This is a genomic window from Oceanobacillus sojae (assembly GCF_900162665.1).
Taxonomy (GTDB): domain Bacteria; phylum Bacillota; class Bacilli; order Bacillales; family Amphibacillaceae; genus Oceanobacillus; species Oceanobacillus sojae_A.
Genome location: NZ_LT727812.1, coordinates 485823 through 505232 on the forward strand (window position 1 = coordinate 485823; position 19410 = coordinate 505232).

A 19410-nucleotide genomic window follows, 5' to 3' on the forward strand; every position below is an offset into this window, starting at 1 on the left:
TTCATTCCTGTTCTCTTCGTTTCATCCGTTCTTCCTGAATACGCTCCATATATATTTTACCTTCGCGCTCAATAAACTGTCTATCCAGCTTTTTCTCTGCCAAAAATGCACGTACTGCCATATATCCACTCAAAAAAATTAATAGAATCACTGCAAAAACCCAAATTGGAATCGAGCTCATCTTACATCCCCCTTGTCCATTCCTTACTAAATATATATGAACAAGTTAATAGAAAATGACATGAACTTCATTTTTATCCTGCAGATACACTATCCCGGATTGAAAATTACTCAAAGGACGGCTTGTAAAAAGAACGATTATCCATTGCAAAAAGCCGTTCTGTAAATTCACCCGGCTGAACTTTATCTAAAGCTTTATCCAGCATATTCATTTTCGCATCAATTAAGTCAATGATATGCAAAAGCTCTGCCTCTTTAACCATTGGAGGCTTCGGACTCCCCCACTCTGCTTTCCCATGATGACTCAGAATCAAATGCTGCAGAATAAGTACTTCTTCCTTTTCTTCAACCTGCAGCTCCTTAGCCATGTCTGCTATTTCCTCTACCATAATCGTTATATGACCAAGCAGTTTTCCTTCGAGTGTATACGTCGTCGACACAACACCCGATAATTCCTTTATTTTTCCTATATCATGAAGAATAATACCTGCATACAATAAATCTTTATTAATGGAAGGATAAAGCTCGTGAAGCTGCCGTGCAATTCCGAGCATACTGACAATATGATAAGCCAATCCCGATGCTACATCGTGATGATTTTTCGCAGCGGCTGGATAAAGGAGTAATTCATGCTGGTATTTTTTCACGAAGCCCCGTACGATACGTTGTAAGGTAGGATTCTTCATTTCAAAAATAGCTTCTGTCAGTTTATCACCCAGCTCTTCCTGGCTTAAAGGAGCCTTACCGACAAAATCACTTACCTGAACCTGATCTGTAGGCTGGGACAGGCGAATGGAATGAATCCGCAATTGGTTTTTCCCCCGGAATTGGTTAATATCTCCTGTCACATGAATAATCTGCTCTGCCAGCAAATTTTCTTCATCTTCTTTGGTTGCATCCCACAGCTTTGCTTCCAATTCACCAGACTCATCACGGAGCATTAATGTCAGGAATGGCTTTCCATTGCTCGTTGTACCTTTCGTCGCTTCATTTATTAATAAAAATCCTTCAAATTTATCCCCGACGGTTAAATTTGCAATGCCTTTTTTCATTTTAATTCCTCCTTCCAAATCAATAAAACTTCTTTATACGGAGAGATGAATGATATCTCCGTTTGCAGCCTCGGCCAGCTCCCTGCGGCATGTAAATAAAATCACCTGCTGCTCCTCTGCCAATCTTTCCAGCACCTTTTGCATTCTCTCTGTACGATTCATATCAAAATGTACAAAAGCATCATCCATGAAAAATGGCAGCCCAGACGATTTTGCCATCACTTCATTAATCGCAAATCTCAAAGAAATATACAGCTGATCCTTTGTCCCCTGAGACAGCTCCTCTACGTAAAAGCGCTGTTTTTTCTTACTGTTTTCTACCTGAAAAGTTTTTTCCGCTGCTGGTGCATATATTGTATCATATTGGTTTGCTGTAATCTCTTTAAAATAGATTTGTGCTGTTTCTATAACAAGGGCTAAATACTTGTCCTTAAATTGATTTTTAGCAGCTTCCAGCATTCGTAAAGCCGTTTTTTGCACTGCCCAGTTTCTCACCAGGTCCTCCAGTTCTTCCTTTTCCATTGCCAGCTGATGCATTTGCAAGGATATGTCTTCCTCTGATTCGAGCTGCTCTATCCGCAATCTCTGTTCTGCAATCCGGCTTTTTAATTGTTCTAATTCTTCTTCAGAATCAGTCAGTGCTAATTCCAGTTCTTTTTTATTCTTATAATAATTCTCAGCCTCTAAGGGTGCATCCGTCAATTCCTGCTGCCATTCTTCAGGAATCAATATTTGGAGTCTCTCTCTCAGCTCTTCTTGACGCTCATAAAGCTTATTATAACGCTCTTTTCTTGTTTGTTTTTCAAAATAGCTTTCTTCGGACTCTGTCCCGGATGCTTTTAAGAGTGCATCTCTTTCCTCCACATAACGATTTCGTTTCTGTTTCAGTATCATCTGTTTGTTCAGAACATCCTTTATGAATTGAGTAAGCTGCTGAAGCTCATGCTGATGCTGCTGTTCCTGCTGCTGTATCTCCTCTAATGCCAGCATCATTTCTTCCAGATTGGTCTGATTGGCTAATCTGTTTCCCTTAAACCAATGCTTCACCTGGTCAGAAAACCCATCGATCCTTTCTGTTACTCTATCCAGCTCTTTTTTAAAGCTCTGTTTATCATTGGTCAGCTGAATCAGCTTTTGTAAGAGATGATAGATATCCTGCCAGTATAAAACATCCACAGCCTGTAAAAAGGGAAACCGATTTTGCTGATCAACAATATTCTCTTCCAATCTGTTTTGCTGCTCTGCTAAATCAAATCGTACTGCTTCATTTGTCTCCAACTGATTACGTGTATACTGCAATCTGTCTTCTAATGAATGCAGCCTGCGCTGTAATTCCTCCTGCTCTTTCAGGATTTCCATTGCCTCCTGGTACTCGGATTCTGTCACATCGATTTCCTGACCCGAATGATCCGTCTGCTGCCCTTCCTGCTGCTTTAATTGTTTAATATCCTGCAGCTGTGTACGCCGAAAATAATATACCCCCGCAATGATGGCGAGACTTATCAAGTACAACCAGGGAATGTCTACTGCAAAACCGGTCAGAGCACCGGTCAAAGCTATTACTGTTCCAATAATAACAATCATCCGCGCTTGCTTTTTCTTCTCCTGAATCATTCTCCCAAGCATTTGGTACATATTTTTTTGCTGACTTCCATCCTGATGATTCCTCTGTTTATAGGTATTTATCCGCTGATTTAGTTCTTTTATGTGTGCTTCAGCAAGCAGTTCCTGATTTAAATTCTTCTGCTCTTTTTCTATCCCGGATTCTTCTTGTAAAAGCTGTTCTTTTTTCTGAATGCTTCCGGTTAGTTTATCCTGTATATTTTCCTGTTCTTTCCGCAAGGCTCCCCATTCTTTTTCAAGATAAAATGGCAATTCCTGCTGCTCCAGTTCTTCAGTTGTTATATGAATCTGCTTCTCCTGAATCATTTCTGCTATTTCACGTGTTTTAAAGCTGTAATCCTGCTCTAAGGTTCTCTGGCGTTCCCGCATTAATGTTATTTCTGCTTTTTGATTCAAAAGATGGTTTAACTGCTCTTTTTCCTCATTTTGCAGTGACGCTGTTTCTAAATCCTGTTTTTTCTTTGTATAAGTTTCCAGGGTAGCCTGGTGAGATTCAAGTTCTCTATTAATATTATTTATATCTGTATGCAGCGTTTTTATTTGCTCTTGATTATCTAATGGAAAATTACGGACATCAGCCAGCTCTTGAAGCTCTCCGGAAATACGATGTATTTCTTTTCTGACAGGCAGTATTTTTTCCATCAGCTGTTCTTTCTCAAGCTGTTCATTTTTTTGCGCAATCTGCTCTTTTTTTAATTGGTGCTTTTTCTCCAGTGTATCGATTTTTTCTATCTGTTCTTTATATGATTTTTCAAGCTTTTTGCCTTCTCCCAACTGCTTATCCATGGCACGTATCCCGCTTAATTTTTCATTAATAACCGGTTTTGTACCAGACGGTTTAAATTGCTTTTGTAATTCGGACTGCAGTTTCTTCTCTACCTTATAAACCGCTGCTGATCCTGTTAAACCGATACTTAATAAAAGTTCATTTATATCCGGTTCCTTCATATTTTGGAAGACAGCTAGATCCTGGCTGGAAAAGGAATAAATCGATTGAAAGGCTTCTGCACTCATATTCCCCAAAAGCTCCCTGAACCAGGCTTCATCCCTTTCTTCTCCATTGTCAGCAAAGTATTGCACTTGCGCAGCATCCAGCCGTTCAATCCAGATAGTTCCTTCACAAGGGTGATCTATAATCATCCTCCCGCCCAGCTTACTGCTTGTTTTCGGACGATAAAAATCACATTTCTTTTTTGTCATCCCGAAGAGCATATATAAAATAAATTGATGCAAGGTTGTTTTTCCCGATTCATTATCCCCAAGAAGTGTTATCAGATTGGAATTGGAAAAGGAAAACGTCTGATCGACCCACTTGCCAAATCCGTAAATCGTTATTTCCTTTATTTTCACTCCATTCTCTCCCTTCGCAGTAACACATTCAGCAGCTGATAGGCATCCTCTTTAACAGCCTGCTCCTCTTCAACGGATAAGGAGGATAGGAATTTACGCGCATTTCGATGATGATAAATTTCATTTAAGCCTTCTTGAATAAATGACGTATCTGCTTCTTCCAATATATCTTTTAAAAAGGAGTCCTCCAGCCAGGTCGATTCTTTCTCCAAAACCATCCGGTAATGGTAAATGTACTGCCAGGGAAATGCTTCAGACACAGATTCATTTATCACTTCAATTAACTCCTGAATAAATACCTCGTCCGGTGTGAACCCTTCATTTTCTTTTGCTATTATTTTTAAATACAATAAGCTGGGTACACTATTTGCCGGCAGCTGCTTTATAATGGATTTTTCTACATGTGAAGGAGTAAGGCACTCTTGGATATCTACCTCTACTTCTTCATAACGGATCGCCTGAAGCGGTAAAAATGTCTGTTCTATATTGTGCTTGCTTAAATGTATAAGGTAACAGCCTTTTTCCCCCGTTTCCTTCCGGTGCCTCCCCTGAATATTACCCGGATAAATAACCGGCGGATTGGAATGCAGCTGCTGTCTTTTATGTATATGTCCCAATGCCCAATAGTCCATTCCTTTATTTAACAAGTCCTTTATTTGAAATGGTGCATACGAATCATGTTCCGTATTCGTTGCCACACTGCCATGCAGCATGGCAATATGAAAGGGATATTCCCCGGCGGCAATCTTATACTCTGCTGACTTATTCTCATATACCGCCCTGTTTGCATAACTAAATCCGTATATCGCAGCAGCTGCTTCACCATTTTTATAAAAAGGAATACATGTTACTGTCTCCTTAGAAAAAATATGTACATTATCAGGATATTCCACATCAAAGGAATCACCTTTCATAAAATCATGATTGCCATAGGATAAAAACACATCAATATTCTGTTCGTCCAGCCTCTCAAAGGCACGCCGCAATCTTATTTGCGCTTTTAAACTTTGTGATTCATGGTCGTATAAATCACCGGCTAACAAAACAAAATCAACGTTATGGTTTATCGCTTCATCGACCAGATGGTTCAGAGCGGTAAACGTACTTTCTTGAATTTCTTTAAATATATTTGCAGGTACATGTCTTAAGCCTTTAAATAAGCTGTCTAAATGTAAATCTGCTGCATGAATAAAAGTAACCGCAGAATCCACAATCTCCACTCCCAGTTTAATGATATCCTTATTTTAACAGAGCTAATAATAGAATGCACGTTCTATCATCAAATAAAAAAGCCTGCCCGGGGCAGACTTTTCAATCCATATTTTATTTTGTAAACTGATGAAGCACATCCATCAGCTCTTCAATCGCTTCATCGCCTTCTCCAGACTTCACCGCATCACTGACGCAGTGTTTGACATGACGTTCAGCTACTTCAAATCCTACACGCTTCAACGCAGAATTGATCGCGCTGATTTGGACAAGAATATCCACACAGTACCTGTCTTCATCAATCATCTTTTGAATGCCGCGTACCTGGCCTTCAATTCTTTTTAATCGATTGGTAACTGCTTTTTTCTCTGTTTCTGTTCTTGGTTTCAATGTATGCTCATGTAAGGAATCCATCGTATCCCTCCTTTTGTCTTCATCTTTAAAATACCACCCTACCGTATATATGTCAACGAAGAAGCGTTCACTTAAAGGCTGGGAGTATAATGACTCAACTTTCGCACCTTAAAAAATAGCTTGCTTATCATAGAGACAGGCGCTGATCATTCCTTCCATCTAGCTCTTGACAAAGCATAAACTCTATCTGGAAAGCAAGTAACGTGTAAGACCGCCGCAGCTAGCAGGATATTATATTATTCCTCTTTATAGTAATTGTATAAGATAAGCTCTTTTATTGGCAAATACATTTATATAAGCTGAAAGAAAGATTAAAAAGAAATTATTAGAGAACAGGAAGCAGAATAGATAAAAATTTGAAATATAAGTGAACCTTTTTGTCTGTTCAACTGTATAAGTTAATAAAAGCATGAAAAGGAGTCGATCATTTATGGCTTTGGGCTGGTTATTAGGCATGATTGCAGCAGCAATTCTCGGGACCACTTTTGGAATCATGATTGGAACAATGAATAAAAAAGTCACCCGGGACAGAAAGGGAGACATTGATTTTAGCAAGTCGGACATTTATTTTCACTGGACAAGATGGGATTATGCTATCATTCTGGCTGCGGTTTATACATTTTTATGTATAGCAGGTTTAATGTTATTTCTGCTTCGGGGTGATAACATTGACAGCCCCTGGATACAGTTTTTTATTCATCAGACATTTGTGTTTTCATTATTAACATTTATTTGGTTCATAACCAGAATCGCATTTGCATTTAGAGGAATAAAAGAGCGGTGGCCTGATGAGTCCAAGTAAAACGGCCACATCCGCTGAAAGTGAAAATCGGGATGAAAATACGATGGAGGAACTATTTGTTACATATAAGAGGATGTTCAAAAAGACCAATAAAAATGACACGGCGAATTTCTGCGTTGACGGGAGTTTTACAATACTCACGTATTTAAAAGCATACGCTCCGTTTGTAAAACTCCCGTCGCCTTGAACTTCTTGGTCCTATTCATCGGACTTTTTGAACACACACTACAAAGCACAAATTTATCAGTTTATTTTCCGATATTGTCAGGAGGAACAGCTGTGTCTGGACCTGGTACAGGATACATTTGTCAAATTTCATAAGTATCAGGCAAACTTTGATGAGAGAAAGTCCAGTATCAAAACTTATCTGTTTCGTATTGCCTATCAGCTGATGATTAACAGACTTAAAAAACGCAATAGAATGAGAAAAATACTGCCTTTTTTATATGTGCTCAATCAGCTTTAGAGCTTATCATACGAAGATAAAATTACAGTTCAGACTGTCATTCAACAGCTCCCTAAAGAGCGGCGGGCAGTTATTCTTTTAACTTACTATTATGATCTTACACAAAAGGATATTTCTGAAGTGCTTGAAATTCCAATTGGAACGGTAAAATCACGGCTGCATGCTTCGCTGAAAAAATTAAAAGTATTATTGGAGGGTAAAGAATGAGTAAAAGAGATATTCCAGATCAGCTTCAGAACAGACTGGATGAGTTTCATGTGGAAGTACCGGAAATTCCGATGAAAAGCAGTAAACTGGAACGGTTGGCAAACTGGATTTATAGTCCTGCTAAGGATCCGCTGGAAATATTCCGTATAAGCGGGATTTCCATTACTCATCTTGCTTTCTACCCATTAATTTTTGTACTGTTTTTATTTTTTGCACCCATTTTCTTTATTTGAATTTAGCAGCCTCAAATGAAAAGCCTCCATATTCGCTGGAGGCTTTTTGCATCTATTCTTTTTTCGATAAGTTTATCGCACGTTTTAAATCCTTTAAAGAACCCGACTTTCCATACATCAGCACGCCGCCTTTGTAAACTCGTGCTGCCAATGCACCAATTGCAGCGATAGTCAGAACAAGGAGACCGATGGACAAGCCAATTTCCCAGATTGGGATATTCAGCATACCAATTCGCAGAAACATAATCATCGGAGTAAAGAACGGTATATAGGATGTAACTGTAATTAATGTGGCTTCTGGCATACCAAGACCAAATATCGCTATAAAAAAGGCTATCATTATTAGCATTGTCATTGGCATAACCAACTGATTGACATCCTCAATACGGCTTACTAAAGATCCTAACATTGCAGCAAGCGTTGCGTATAAAAGATACCCCAGAATAAAGAAAATAATCGCATATATATAAATAGCCGGATCATTATTCGATAATCCCATTATATCGAAGAATCCGCCTGCCATCGAATCTTCATTCGCCTGAATAGCAAAATAGCCTCCTCCAAACAGAATAACGATTTGTGTCAATCCCAATAAGCCGATACCGATTATTTTAGCGAACATATGGGTAATCGGTGGAGCACTGGAGATAAGCAGCTCCATGACACGGGAAGATTTTTCCGTTGCCACATCTGTTGCAATCATCTGACCATAAATGACAACCGTCATATACAGAACAAATAACATTGCATATACCAAGCCTCTCGACTGGTTCATTTCTTCTGCTGTTCGTGCACTATCATCAAGCTGTTCAGCTTGAAATGATACAGGAGCATAAATAGTTTCCAGCGTCTCCTGATCAATCCCGGCCTGTTGTGTACCGACAACTACCTTCAGCTGCTGTAAGGTTTCCTCAACGGCTGTTTGTTCTCCTGTTTCAGAAATACGATTTGCATAGTACTCTCCTTCAGGAAGATTATTTTCATCTGTTGTAATGACCAGCAATCCATCGTACTCCTCACTTACTACCGCCTCCTTTGCTTCTTCCTCTGTTCCTTCAAACTTTTCAAAGGCTATTCCTGTGCCTTCACTTAGACCGCCTTCTTCGAGATACCCGCCATAACCTTCAGATTCATCAATAACAAGCACGCTTTCAGACGAGTCTTCATCACTTGAAAACATATCAATAATGGAAGATATATTTGCAAAACCAATAATGATCGCCAATGTAATAGCCGTTGTAATAATAAATGATTTCGCTTTAACTCTGGAAAAATATGTGTGCCCGACAATCGTCCAGAACTTATTCATAAGAAGCACCTACCTTTTCGATAAAAATATCATTTAAGGATGGTTCTTCTATTTCGAATTTCCGGACAAATCCTTTCCCTTGCAAACTTGAAAAAATATTCTGTGCCACCTGCTCATCCTCAATCTGCAGTGCACATCCATCCGGCAATTCTTTATAAGAAGCTACACCTTGAAAATCCTTTAAATATTCCGTTGAAAAATCACCGCGGATATCGAGATTTTTCTTTCCAAAGCTGTGTTTAATGTCCCGTAATGATCCATGAACAACAGGAGTCCCTTTTTGCAGAATACAGATATGCTGACACATTTCCTCTACATGCTCCATCTGGTGAGAGGAGAAAACAATGGATGTCCCCTGATTTTTCAAATCCTTGACAGCCCCTTTTAACATCTCGACGTTAACCGGATCTAACCCGGAAAATGGTTCATCTAATATTAATAGCCTGGGCTCATGAATCACAGCAGAGATAAACTGTATTTTCTGCTGGTTCCCTTTTGATAATTCCTGCACTTTTTTATCTAAGTACTCTGGCACTTTAAAACGTTCCAGCCATTCATCCAGTTTTTTGAGGATATCCTGCTTTTTCATCCCTCTCAGCCGGCCTAAATAAATAATTTGTTCTTTGACAGTTAATTTGGGATACAGACCTCTTTCTTCCGGCAGATAGCCAATTAAATGACTTTCATTATAAGAAATCGGCCCGTCCTGCCAAGTAATATCTCCTGACGTTTTATCAAGCAATCCAAGAATCATCCGGAAGGTTGTCGTCTTCCCCGCACCATTTCCGCCTAAAAAGCCAAACATCTCACTTTCCGGTATTTCAAGAGATAAATTGTTCACAGCAGTATGATTTCCAAACTGCTTTGTTACATTTGATAATTTCAGCATAATCTCTCTCCCTTCCCTTTACTAACTTATACAGTTGAATTGTTGAAAAGGTTCATTATTTTTCTAAGTTTTATTTATTCCACTTGTAATACGTACAAAGTATAAAATTGTTTCACTATATTATATTTCATTATCCATTTTCACCAGACACTTGTTTCCAAAACTTTATCCTTCAAAAAATGAATTGATATTCATTGCAATATTCACTCATTTTGATTTACAATTTATAAATAAAGCGATTTCAATTATTGGAGGGTGTATCATGGCTGCATATTATTTAACGGTATTTTCAAAAACGGGGGAAAAGCTGCTGGATGAGCAATTTGAAGCTTCGAATGATTTAGATGCGAAAGAAATAGGAAAAGGTAAGCTTGAGAATGAAGGCTACGCTGAACATACCCATCGCTGCGTCAGTCCAAGTGCTAAACTGGTCCTCTTCCATCGTTAAAAAAAATATCCCACTGCTATATTACCTTTTGTAGCAGCGGGATATTAATCAAAACTGTTTATTCTGCGGCACCATAGAGTTCTTCTAATGGTTTTGTGATAATTTGAGAAATCTCATTAATCACGTTGTTTAGTTTTTGCTCTTCTTCCATTAATTTTGAAATTGCTTCATGCTGTTGCACAGTCTCAACAACTTGTCTTGCTTTTTCAATTTCTTCTTCGGAAATATCTAAGCCTTGCATATGCTTCTCTTGCAGGTTAAGTTGTGTTTCACGGAAGTTTTCAAACATTTGCTTTGCAGCAGGGTCAGACATCACTGCATCATAAGCCTGTTTTAAATCCTGGAATTCTGTGCTTTCACGAAGTGCTTGTTCTAATTGATTTGCTTGCTCTTGTAAATTTGCCATAAAATATAATTCCTCCTTCATCGTCTCTTGCTACTATAACAAAGCTGTTAACGTATGTATAGCCATATCTATTTGATGGCATGAAAAAATTCTACAGCTATATTTCATGTATAATAAAAAGGAGAGCTTATACTTTCAAGGAAAAATACCGTTACATTAATTATTATTTATCTGTAAGATTTTTTCTTCATACATAAATGAAAAAGGAGAAATAAGATTGAATTTACAACGATTAAAAAGACTCTACCCAAGTTTAATAAAATTGCCTAAAAACCGCGGGGATATTAACCCTGAATATCGATGGTACCAATTTGAAAATACAATTATCGGTATCGATAATAAAGAATTGACTGAAAGAGACAGAATGCTCTTAGGCACCTTTCTTCCCGCTTATCAAATTCAATTACCGATCCAGACATCTAAAGAGAAGGAATGGGAAAGCCGTATTCAGGAAAAAAAGAATGAAAACCTTGGAAAAGAAGGACGATATCGTTTTATTTTCTTTCAAATTGAAAAAGGACAGGTTGATCTGGAAACATTTAAACAAACCCTGCAAGAATTTTTTTATGGGGATTTATCCATTCTTTGGAATAATGGAAATAAAGGTTTTATTATTGAAGATCGCGAAAATTATTTGGAAGAAGATTTAGCTTATCATCATCTTGCGGATACATTAATGAGTGAATTATATGTAAAGACTACTTTCTTTATCGGTCCTTACTTGGAAAATGACTGTGATTTAGAAGACTATATCCAACAAATCACACAGATGGCAGAAGTGAGCTTCCGTAAAATGGATACTGCTGTCATTGATTATACCCAGGGGTACCCTTCTTTTCTTATTGAAACCCTCTCTTCTAAAGAGCAGCAGCAGCTAAGTCAATGGATTTTAAAAGAGTTTACAATAGATCAGGAAGCATTGGATACTATTCAAATGTTCATTGAGTGTAATTTAAATGTTTCAGAAACCGCAAAAAAATTATACATTCACAGAAACAGCTTACAGTATCGGCTTGATAAATTTCATGAGAGCACAGGCATTGATATCAAACAATTCAATAAGGCTTTTACCGTTTATTTAGCCATTTTGGCAAACATGCACAATTCCCGCACATAATTTTGTGCAACATTTCCATATTGTTTTTACAGCTTTTTCAGTAAAATAAAACCAGATATTAAAACGCTTTCAAACATAAGCTTTTGAAATTTAAACAATTGAAGGAGATGTAAGCATGGCAGAATTAAAATTAGAGCATATTCAAAAGAAATATGATAAAGATGTATTGGCGGTAAAAGATTTCAATCTACATATTCAGGATAAAGAATTTATTGTATTTGTCGGCCCATCCGGCTGCGGGAAATCGACGACTCTGCGTATGATTGCCGGTCTGGAAGAAATATCTGATGGAGAATTGTACATTGATGAAAAGTTAATGAACGATGTTGCACCAAAAGATCGCGATATCGCTATGGTATTCCAAAACTATGCTCTATATCCGCATATGAATGTGTATGATAACATGGCGTTTGGACTTAAGCTTCGTAAATTCAAAAAAGAAGAAATCAAACAGCGCGTTGATCAAGCTGCTAAAATTTTAGGTTTGGAAGCATACTTGGACAGAAAACCGAAAGCATTATCCGGGGGACAAAGACAGCGTGTTGCATTAGGACGTGCGATTGTCCGTGATGCAAAGGTATTCCTGATGGATGAGCCTCTATCTAACCTGGATGCCAAATTACGTGTGCAAATGCGTGCAGAGATTCAAAAGCTTCACCAGCGTCTGCAAACGACTACCATCTATGTAACACATGACCAGACGGAAGCAATGACAATGGCAACAAGGCTGGTTGTTATGAAAGATGGTGTTATCCAGCAGCTTGGAGCTCCAAAGGATGTGTATGATTTACCGGAAAATATTTTTGTAGGCGGGTTTATTGGCTCTCCATCCATGAATTTCTTTACCGGAACACTGGAAGGAAACAAATTCAAAATTGGCGGCAGCACTTTCTTAATCCCAGAAGCGAAGCTGATACCTCTGCGTGATCAGGGATACGAAGGAAAAGAGCTGATTATCGGAGTTCGTCCTGAGGATATCCATGATGAGCTGGTATTCCTGGAAGCGTCTCCTGATTCAAAAATAACTGCGAAAATTGAGGTTGCTGAATTAATGGGGGCTGAATCTATTCTTTATTCCAGCATCGATGGTCAGGAATTCGTTGCACGTGTTGATTCCCGTACAGATGTACAAGGCGGAGATGAACTGGAGCTTTCTTTTGATATGAATAAAGTCCACTTCTTCGATAAAGACAATGAACAGCGTATACGTTAACACAATTCTAAAATAAAAAAATTGGTAAGGGGGAGCTCATAATGAGCTCCCCCTGTCAGCCAGTAATATTTTTTTAAATAAAATTATTTACCATGCATTTGTTGTTGAGCAGTTTGCACTAAACGTTTAGTGATTTCCCCACCTACAGAACCGTTTGCACGAGAAGTTGAATCTGGACCAAGGTTTACACCAAATTCTTGAGCGATTTCGTACTTCATTTGATCAAGAGCTTGTTGTACTCCAGGCACTACTAATTGGTTTGAATTGTTATTTGCCATAGTTATCACCTCCTGTAAACATATCATCTGCATTTTTTCTAAACTTATGATAGTTAATTATTGGTAATTAATAATAGCAAATAACATATCTCTTTCATTTATAGGTTTCTCACTATATCCAAACACCTTCTTAAACATCTTATAAGCCCTTTACGCATCTATAAATGTTTAAGAAAAACCAAGAAAGTCACTTAGTCTTTAAAAAAGGATGTTACACCTTTACCTCTTCAAATGCTTCTCTTATTTCCTCCAATAATGCGGAATCGGATAAAATCTCATACCCCGTACAAGCTAATGCCAGCGCACCATTCATGAGGGCCTGTTTCCCGGCTGGACTGATTGTCTGATCCGCGAACGCTTTCGTATGCAGCACCAATGAAGGGTCACCGATTCCAATCGATGGATGTATTGCCGGTGCAACCCTGCTGACATCTCCCATATCCATAGAAGCTTTCAGAAGCTGCGGGGGATATACAGTTTCACCAGTTGCTGCTTTTAAATTTTTTGTAAATATATCTGAAAGCGGCCGGTTAGTTACCATATTATCATAACTGCCTTCCTGTTCTATTATTTCCATTTCCGCACCAGTCATTAATGCTGCACCTTTTGCAATCTGCATGACCTTCTCTTTAGTTTCATCTAAAATCTGGCGTGACTGTGCCCGGATATAAAATTCAGCTGCTGCCAAATCCGGAACAATATTCGCTGCCTCCCCGCCTTTCGTGATGATCCCATGAATACGGACATCATCCGGTAAATGCTCTCTTAAAGCATTTATACCATTGTATAATTGAAGAACACTGTCAAGCGCATTAATTCCCTCTTCAGGTGATGCGGCTGCATGTGCTGCTTTTCCGGTATATTTAAATTCCAATGCATCATTTGCCAGCGAAGCTCCACTTTCTCTGGATACTCCTTCGGGATGAAGAATCATCGCCACATCAACGTCATCAAAGATACCCTCTCTGCTCATTGGCACCTTTGCTCCATTTGTTTCCTCTGCCGGTGTACCATAAACAACAACTTTTCCTCCTGTTTGATTAATAACCTTACTTAAAGCTATTCCGGCACCTGTACTCATCGTTCCAATTAAATTATGTCCGCAGCCATGACCAATTTCTGGCAGCGCATCATATTCTGCCAAATAAGCAATAACAGGACCCGGCTTGCTACTGTCATACACAGCTTTGAATGCAGTAGGACGGTTAATAATATTTGTCTCCACTTGAAATTGATTTTCCTTCAGTAAATCCGTTAAAAGCTCCATGGATGCAAATTCTTCATCTCCCAGCTCCGGATTATCATACATTTTTTCACTTATATCTAATAATTGTTGTTGCATATCTGTTAATTTTTCTTTCAATATTTCCTTCATCTGAAATTTCCACCTCAGCTTTTATATGATTTGTAAAATGGAGAACGCATGACTCTGCGCTCTCCACTGTCTTTTAATATTCTAACAGATCACTTTTTCCAGGGCGGAAAAGCTCATTTGCTACTTCTCTTTGATATCTGTTTTGTTTTTCAGATTCCGTAAACAAGTGCTGTACATTTTTTCGGCACAGCTGTTCAATATCATCTATTACAGCCTGAGGTGTCGGATCTACAAGACCGAATACTACTACATCATAGGCGCGGACAGATCCTAAATTCACTACATAATCATTTACTAAATAAATTCCTTTTTCTCTAATGATTTTGTCTCCTCCTGCAGAAAGTGGTATATTTGCCGCTTCTGCAATCAGGCTTGCATTGACTTTATCGGCGTTGGATTCATTAATCACATCCTCCAATGCACAAGGAATCAAAATATCTGTATCAACATCCAGCCATTCATTGTTTGGTCTTACATGGTAGTCTGATTTAAAATAAGCCTGATCCATTTCACCATATTCATTTTTATGTTCAATAAGGGAAGGAATATCTAATCCTTCCTCACAGGTCACCAATAAATTGGCATCAGAAATCCCCACCACTTTGTAGCCCAGGTGATGCAATTTTAATGCACAACTGGCACCAACACAGCCGAATCCTTGAATCACAACTTTTGCTCCAGCCTCCCCATTCGTAAACTTCCATGCTTCATCTGTTGCAAATGCAGCTCCGTAGCCTGTAACAATGTCATTTAAAAGAAGTCCATCCATTTTTTGTGTTAACAAATAATCATAGTCTTTTATTCCTTTTAATACGACTGGATCCTCTTTCATGGTTTTCGTCAGCGGAATATCAATACCAAATTCGTGGAAGACTTCCAGAATATCTTCGTATTTTGTTCCTAAATCATTTCCTAAGGACACACCATTATCAATATACGGCATCATAGCAATTAAGAACCGTCTCAATACACCAAGCGCATCCGGTGCTTTATAATCATAGGCAATTCCCGCTTTACATCCGCCAGTTGTTTCAGACCCGCTTGCTACATATTTATAAGCCATTGCTTCAGCCAGCCGGATCACTTCTTCTTTCGTTACAGAAGGATGCATTCTGGTTCCTCCGCCAGAATATCCTTTCTTTAAATTTTGGACCACAAGCCAGCCTTGTGCATCTGTCTCTGTGTCATTCCATTCTACAACTAAGTACGGTTTTAACATTTCTCTTCTCCTTTTTTTCTTTCAAATTATTTATTGCCTTCAAACCAGTCAATTCTTTCCGGGTTCATACTGATATTGATTTGCTTTGTCTCCTGATATTCATCCAGGCCATATTTCCCCAGACTTCTTCCAATACCGCTTGTTTTATATCCTCCCCAAGGAGACCTTACACTGGATAAATGGTAGGTATTCACCCATGTAATGCCCGCACGTATCTTTTTAATGATACGGATGGCTTTTGGCTGGTCTTTGGTAAAGACTGCACCAGCAAGTCCGTAATCGGTATCATTTGCGATTTGAATTGCATCCTTTTCATCTTTAAATTTCTGAATAACAATAACAGGTCCAAAAATTTCTTCCTGGACAATACGCATATCACTTGTAACATCCGTAAATACTGTCGGCTCGATGAAAAAACCCTTCTCCAAGCCGTCCGTTTTCATTCGGTTGCCGCCTAAAGCCAGATGTGCACCCTCTTCTATTCCAATTTGAATATAATTTAAAATACTCTCCATGTGCTTTTCGCTGACAATCGCTCCCATCTCTGATTTTGTATCATTTCCAGGGCCAACACGGATGGCTTTCGCTTTTTCTATATATTTTTCTATAAATTTCTCATAAATATTATCTTGAACAAGCAGCCGGCTGCCAGACGTACATACTTGTCCTGCCCCCATAAAAATACCAAATAAAGCATAATCCACTGCTAAATCAATATCTGCATCACCAAAAATAACATTCGGTGATTTCCCGCCCAGCTCAAGGGAAACTTTCTTTAAATTTCCTGCCCCAGCCTGCATAATCTGTTGTCCGACCTTTGTGCTGCCTGTGAAGGAAACAATGTTCACATCATTACTTTCAGCAAGTGTCTGTCCAGCAACAGCTCCTGTTCCCAGCAGCAGCTGTGCAACGCCTTTAGGTAAGTCAGTCTGTTCTATAAGTTCATAGAGCTTGACTGCTGTTACCGGTGTAATTTCTGCCGGCTTTAAAATAATGGAATTCCCTGCTGCCAATGCAGGAGCTATTTTCCATACACTCATTAGAAGCGGGAAATTCCATGGTACAATTAAACCGGCTACTCCCATTGGTTCCTTTACAATCAGGGTTTGCAAATCTTTATCGGCCTCAAAGGCTTCCTCCGTTTGATTATGCAGCAGACCGGCGTAATACCGGAATGTGTTTACAGCGTCTTCCACATCAGCCTCTGCTTCTCTTTTTGTTTTACCGTTATTTATTACTTCAAGCTCTGCCAATTCTTTCAAATTCACTTCTATCTTATCCGAAATCTGAAGCAGCATCTCTGCTCTCGCTGCCGGCGTCTGTTCCGACCAGACGCCGCTTTCAAATGTTCTTTTAGCAGTACGAATCGCTTTTTCTGTTTCTTCTTTTGTCGCTTGTGAGGCTTTGGCAATAACCTCCTGAGTTGCAGGATTAATCACATCCTGCATATTCGGATTAGCAGAATCGATCCATTCTCCATCTATATACAGCTTTAAATGTTTTGTCATATTACGATTCTCCTTTGATAAAAGCTGATTGATCCCCAGCAAATTTATTATTGATGCGGACGGAATGATTGTATATATTCTGGTGAATCTTCATATTTCAAATCACCAATTTTATTAGCATCAACAACTACCATATAGGATTGATTGCTCGTAAGTGCTTTTTGCAGAACACGATCAAACTCCCCGACAGATGTTACTTTTTCTGCTTCAAAGCCCATTGATTTTGCCATCATAACAAAATCAGGGTTCTTCAAATGGACAGCTGTCTGTCTGCCATATGCTGCATCCTGATAATACTGCAGGATTCCGTAACCACCGTCGTCAAACAGCAAAACAATGATCGGTGCATCTTCCTGAACGGCTGAAATCATCTCTCCGGCATTCACCATAAAGCCTCCATCACCAGCTATTAAAACAACCGGCTTTTCCGGCTGAGCTATTTTGGCACCGACGGCCATTGGCAATCCCTGTCCAATTCCGCCACCAGTCATATGCAGATAATTTCCAGGCTCGTGAATATCTACCAGTTTGTTTCCCCATATGTATCCATGCATCGTTACATCCGTTACTAAAATGGTGTTTTCCGGTAATTGTTCGTTCATCATACGGGCAACATCTCCATAAGGCTGAATCGTTTCGTTTAAATCATCACGGACCGCTTTGCGGCATGCTTTCACCTCTTCAACATAAGAGATGTCAGGCTGCAATTCTTTTTCTGCAAGCGTTTTATTTATTGTTTGTAAAATTGCTTTCGCATCACCGACTAATCCGTATTTTGTAGCATAATTACGATTAAACGCATGTGGATTCAGATCAATATTGATATGGTTATCCGGTAAAGGCAGCGTAGCTTCAGCGGTTTCCGTTTCACGAAATCTGACGCCGATGCTGATAAGTAAATCTGATTTTTTTAGAAGCTCTGTAAATTGTGGCGTTGCAGCAAAATTTCCGATACAAAGCGGATGATTTTCCGGGATGCCGCCTTTTCCGGACTCACTTGTTACAACTGCCGGGTAAAGCTTTTCTACGAATGTTAAAAGCTCTTCAGATGCACCGGAATGAATAATGCCATCGCCGGTCCAAACAATTGGTCTTTTCGCAGCTATAATTGCTTCTATGATTTTTTCCGGCACCTTAATTTCTGTATTCTCCGGTTGTATTTTTGTCTCAATAATCTGATTTTGCGGGATAATTTGTGCTTGAAAATTTGTTGGAATCGATACAGTGACAGGTCCTTTAGGAACTTCCAGAGCGTCATTAATTGCCGTCCGCATAAATGGTGTAATCTGACGGGGTAACCGTAATAAGTAAGATGATTTACTAACACCATCCATCATTTTTTGCTGGTCTTTACATTCATGAATGTAGCGCAAATCTTTTCCGATATAGTTATAATCTGCTTCTCCTGTAATATGAAGCAGCGGTGTTCCTGAATTCCAGGTTTCCGTTAATGAGCCTGCTCCATTACCTGCTCCGGCCCCTGTACTGGTAAGCACAACACCTAATTTACCTGTTGTGCGCGAATAAGCATCTGCCATATTAACAGCTCCGCTCTCTCCCCGGGCAGTCGCCATTCGAATCGAGCCTTCCTTGAGCATTGCTTCATAAATAGGCATGTTATGGATACTGACAATTCCAAAAATTACATCTACTCCTGCCTCGACAAGTTCTTTCACAATTGCATCAGCAACTGTAAATTCTTTCTGTTTTACCATGATAATCCTCTCCTTGCTGCCTGTATGCTTTTCCCACCTTTTTCATCGGACACTTCCATTACAGTTCCTCTTCAAACAGCGCAGTAAAATATAACTGGCTGTGCAGATCCGATTAACTATTTCTATGATTTTATAATTATTCTCAGGTAAATCCTCTCTTCAAAAATAAATAATAGAGAAAAGAAAACAATAGACCGATTATAAGCGAGAAAAGAGTCCAAATGGAAGTTTTAATTTATGTTCAGCTTATAGTACCCTTCAAAAGATTGCAAGGGAAGTGAAGGGATTTTCCCGGTGTTTCCCAGGTTTTGATAGCGATTTCATCATATACAGAGAGTCTCGTTCTGCATAATGGATTTTCACACAAAAAAGTTTACTTTCACACACATATTCCGTT

At 39.0% G+C, this 19410-nt stretch carries 20 protein-coding genes; 7 read left to right on the plus strand and 13 right to left on the minus strand.

All coding sequences use genetic code 11. The features are described from left to right. Position 1 precedes the first annotated feature (1 nt). The 5 genes from BN1068_RS13220 to BN1068_RS13240 form a co-directional block, all read right to left on the minus strand. A complete protein-coding gene (locus BN1068_RS13220) occupies positions 2–181 on the minus strand; it encodes a sporulation YhaL family protein (RefSeq protein WP_077603320.1) in 180 nt (59 codons plus the stop codon). Positions 182–287: 106 nt separating this feature from the next. Continuing rightward, entirely contained in the window at positions 288–1232 is a 945-nt protein-coding gene (gene yhaM / locus BN1068_RS13225) for a 3'-5' exoribonuclease YhaM (RefSeq protein WP_077603321.1), read from the minus strand. Positions 1233–1265: 33 nt separating this feature from the next. Further along, on the minus strand, positions 1266–4205 hold the full coding sequence (locus BN1068_RS13230) for an ATP-binding protein (RefSeq protein ID WP_077603322.1): 2940 nt from the start codon (positions 4203–4205) through the stop codon (positions 1266–1268). Beyond that, positions 4202–5416, minus strand: coding sequence for a metallophosphoesterase family protein (locus BN1068_RS13235; protein WP_077603323.1), 1215 nt, complete (start codon positions 5414–5416; stop codon positions 4202–4204). The genes BN1068_RS13230 and BN1068_RS13235 overlap by 4 nt, the downstream gene beginning before the upstream one ends. Positions 5417–5528: 112 nt before the next feature. Further along, on the minus strand, positions 5529–5828 hold the full coding sequence (locus tag BN1068_RS13240) for a metal-sensing transcriptional repressor (protein WP_077603324.1): 300 nt from the start codon (positions 5826–5828) through the stop codon (positions 5529–5531). A 430-nt stretch (positions 5829–6258) separates the two neighbouring features. Between BN1068_RS13240 and BN1068_RS13245 the strand changes: the two genes are divergently transcribed. The 4 genes from BN1068_RS13245 (at position 6259) to BN1068_RS13265 (ending at position 7536) form a co-directional block, all read left to right on the plus strand. Next, positions 6259–6630, plus strand: a complete 372-nt coding sequence (locus BN1068_RS13245; protein WP_077603325.1) for a hypothetical protein — start codon at positions 6259–6261, stop codon at positions 6628–6630. Positions 6631–6844: 214 nt separating this feature from the next. Beyond that, on the plus strand, positions 6845–7096 hold the full coding sequence (locus tag BN1068_RS24285) for an RNA polymerase sigma factor (protein WP_077603327.1): 252 nt from the start codon (positions 6845–6847) through the stop codon (positions 7094–7096). Between the two features lie 21 nt (positions 7097–7117). After that, on the plus strand, positions 7118–7303 hold the full coding sequence (locus BN1068_RS24290; RefSeq protein ID WP_077603328.1) for an RNA polymerase sigma factor: 186 nt from the start codon (positions 7118–7120) through the stop codon (positions 7301–7303). Beyond that, entirely contained in the window at positions 7300–7536 is a 237-nt protein-coding gene (locus BN1068_RS13265; protein WP_077603329.1) for a hypothetical protein, read from the plus strand. Before BN1068_RS24290 ends, BN1068_RS13265 begins: the two co-directional genes overlap by 4 nt. A 52-nt stretch (positions 7537–7588) precedes the next feature. Here BN1068_RS13265 and BN1068_RS13270 read toward each other — a convergent pair whose 3' ends face one another. After that, positions 7589–8845, minus strand: a complete 1257-nt coding sequence (locus tag BN1068_RS13270) for an ABC transporter permease (protein WP_077603330.1) — start codon at positions 8843–8845, stop codon at positions 7589–7591. Then, on the minus strand, positions 8838–9737 hold the full coding sequence (locus tag BN1068_RS13275) for an ABC transporter ATP-binding protein (protein WP_077603331.1): 900 nt from the start codon (positions 9735–9737) through the stop codon (positions 8838–8840). The genes BN1068_RS13270 and BN1068_RS13275 overlap by 8 nt, the downstream gene beginning before the upstream one ends. 259 nt (positions 9738–9996) lie before the next feature. Between BN1068_RS13275 and BN1068_RS13280 the strand changes: the two genes are divergently transcribed. Next, entirely contained in the window at positions 9997–10182 is a 186-nt protein-coding gene (locus tag BN1068_RS13280; RefSeq protein ID WP_077603332.1) for a YhzD family protein, read from the plus strand. A 58-nt stretch (positions 10183–10240) separates the two neighbouring features. Here BN1068_RS13280 and BN1068_RS13285 read toward each other — a convergent pair whose 3' ends face one another. After that, positions 10241–10588, minus strand: a complete 348-nt coding sequence (locus BN1068_RS13285) for a YlbF/YmcA family competence regulator (protein WP_077603333.1) — start codon at positions 10586–10588, stop codon at positions 10241–10243. 217 nt (positions 10589–10805) lie between these two features. Between BN1068_RS13285 and BN1068_RS13290 the strand changes: the two genes are divergently transcribed. Together BN1068_RS13290 and BN1068_RS13295 are read left to right on the plus strand one after the other, a co-directional pair. After that, positions 10806–11705, plus strand: a complete 900-nt coding sequence (locus BN1068_RS13290) for a PucR family transcriptional regulator (RefSeq protein WP_077603334.1) — start codon at positions 10806–10808, stop codon at positions 11703–11705. Between the two features lie 115 nt (positions 11706–11820). Continuing rightward, positions 11821–12918 carry an ABC transporter ATP-binding protein gene (locus BN1068_RS13295; RefSeq protein WP_077603335.1) on the plus strand — a complete coding sequence of 366 codons (1098 nt, stop codon included), beginning with the start codon at positions 11821–11823 and terminating at the stop codon, positions 12916–12918. Positions 12919–13001: 83 nt separating this feature from the next. On the opposite strand, the gene BN1068_RS13300 is transcribed toward BN1068_RS13295, so the two are convergent. From BN1068_RS13300 to BN1068_RS13320, 5 genes are all read right to left on the minus strand, one after another. Next, entirely contained in the window at positions 13002–13196 is a 195-nt protein-coding gene (locus tag BN1068_RS13300) for an alpha/beta-type small acid-soluble spore protein (protein ID WP_077603336.1), read from the minus strand. Positions 13197–13407: 211 nt separating this feature from the next. Beyond that, positions 13408–14571: a M20 family metallopeptidase gene (locus BN1068_RS13305; RefSeq protein WP_077603337.1), complete on the minus strand. Its 1164-nt coding sequence runs from the start codon at positions 14569–14571 to the stop codon at positions 13408–13410. Positions 14572–14644: 73 nt separating this feature from the next. Further along, complete coding sequence (locus BN1068_RS13310) at positions 14645–15790, minus strand: Glu/Leu/Phe/Val dehydrogenase dimerization domain-containing protein (protein WP_077603338.1); 1146 nt, start codon at positions 15788–15790, stop codon at positions 14645–14647. Positions 15791–15816: 26 nt separating this feature from the next. Next, positions 15817–17298 (minus strand): aldehyde dehydrogenase family protein, encoded by a 1482-nt coding sequence (locus tag BN1068_RS13315; protein WP_077603339.1) that lies wholly within the window; start codon positions 17296–17298, stop codon positions 15817–15819. A 47-nt stretch (positions 17299–17345) separates the two neighbouring features. Then, complete coding sequence (locus BN1068_RS13320; RefSeq protein WP_077603340.1) at positions 17346–19013, minus strand: thiamine pyrophosphate-binding protein; 1668 nt, start codon at positions 19011–19013, stop codon at positions 17346–17348. Positions 19014–19410 lie beyond the last annotated feature (397 nt).

Coding starts and splice junctions, on each gene's coding strand:
- BN1068_RS13220 (WP_077603320.1), bottom strand. CDS start 181: ATGAGCTCGATTCCAATTTGGGTTTTTGCAGTGATTCTATTAATTTTT.
- yhaM (WP_077603321.1), bottom strand. CDS start 1,232: ATGAAAAAAGGCATTGCAAATTTAACCGTCGGGGATAAATTTGAAGGA.
- BN1068_RS13240 (WP_077603324.1), bottom strand. CDS start 5,828: ATGGATTCCTTACATGAGCATACATTGAAACCAAGAACAGAAACAGAG.
- BN1068_RS13245 (WP_077603325.1), top strand. CDS start 6,259: ATGGCTTTGGGCTGGTTATTAGGCATGATTGCAGCAGCAATTCTCGGG.
- BN1068_RS13265 (WP_077603329.1), top strand. CDS start 7,300: ATGAGTAAAAGAGATATTCCAGATCAGCTTCAGAACAGACTGGATGAG.
- BN1068_RS13270 (WP_077603330.1), bottom strand. CDS start 8,845: ATGAATAAGTTCTGGACGATTGTCGGGCACACATATTTTTCCAGAGTT.
- BN1068_RS13280 (WP_077603332.1), top strand. CDS start 9,997: ATGGCTGCATATTATTTAACGGTATTTTCAAAAACGGGGGAAAAGCTG.
- BN1068_RS13285 (WP_077603333.1), bottom strand. CDS start 10,588: ATGGCAAATTTACAAGAGCAAGCAAATCAATTAGAACAAGCACTTCGT.
- BN1068_RS13295 (WP_077603335.1), top strand. CDS start 11,821: ATGGCAGAATTAAAATTAGAGCATATTCAAAAGAAATATGATAAAGAT.
- BN1068_RS13300 (WP_077603336.1), bottom strand. CDS start 13,196: ATGGCAAATAACAATTCAAACCAATTAGTAGTGCCTGGAGTACAACAA.
- BN1068_RS13305 (WP_077603337.1), bottom strand. CDS start 14,571: ATGAAGGAAATATTGAAAGAAAAATTAACAGATATGCAACAACAATTA.
- BN1068_RS13310 (WP_077603338.1), bottom strand. CDS start 15,790: ATGTTAAAACCGTACTTAGTTGTAGAATGGAATGACACAGAGACAGAT.
- BN1068_RS13315 (WP_077603339.1), bottom strand. CDS start 17,298: ATGACAAAACATTTAAAGCTGTATATAGATGGAGAATGGATCGATTCT.
- BN1068_RS13320 (WP_077603340.1), bottom strand. CDS start 19,013: ATGGTAAAACAGAAAGAATTTACAGTTGCTGATGCAATTGTGAAAGAA.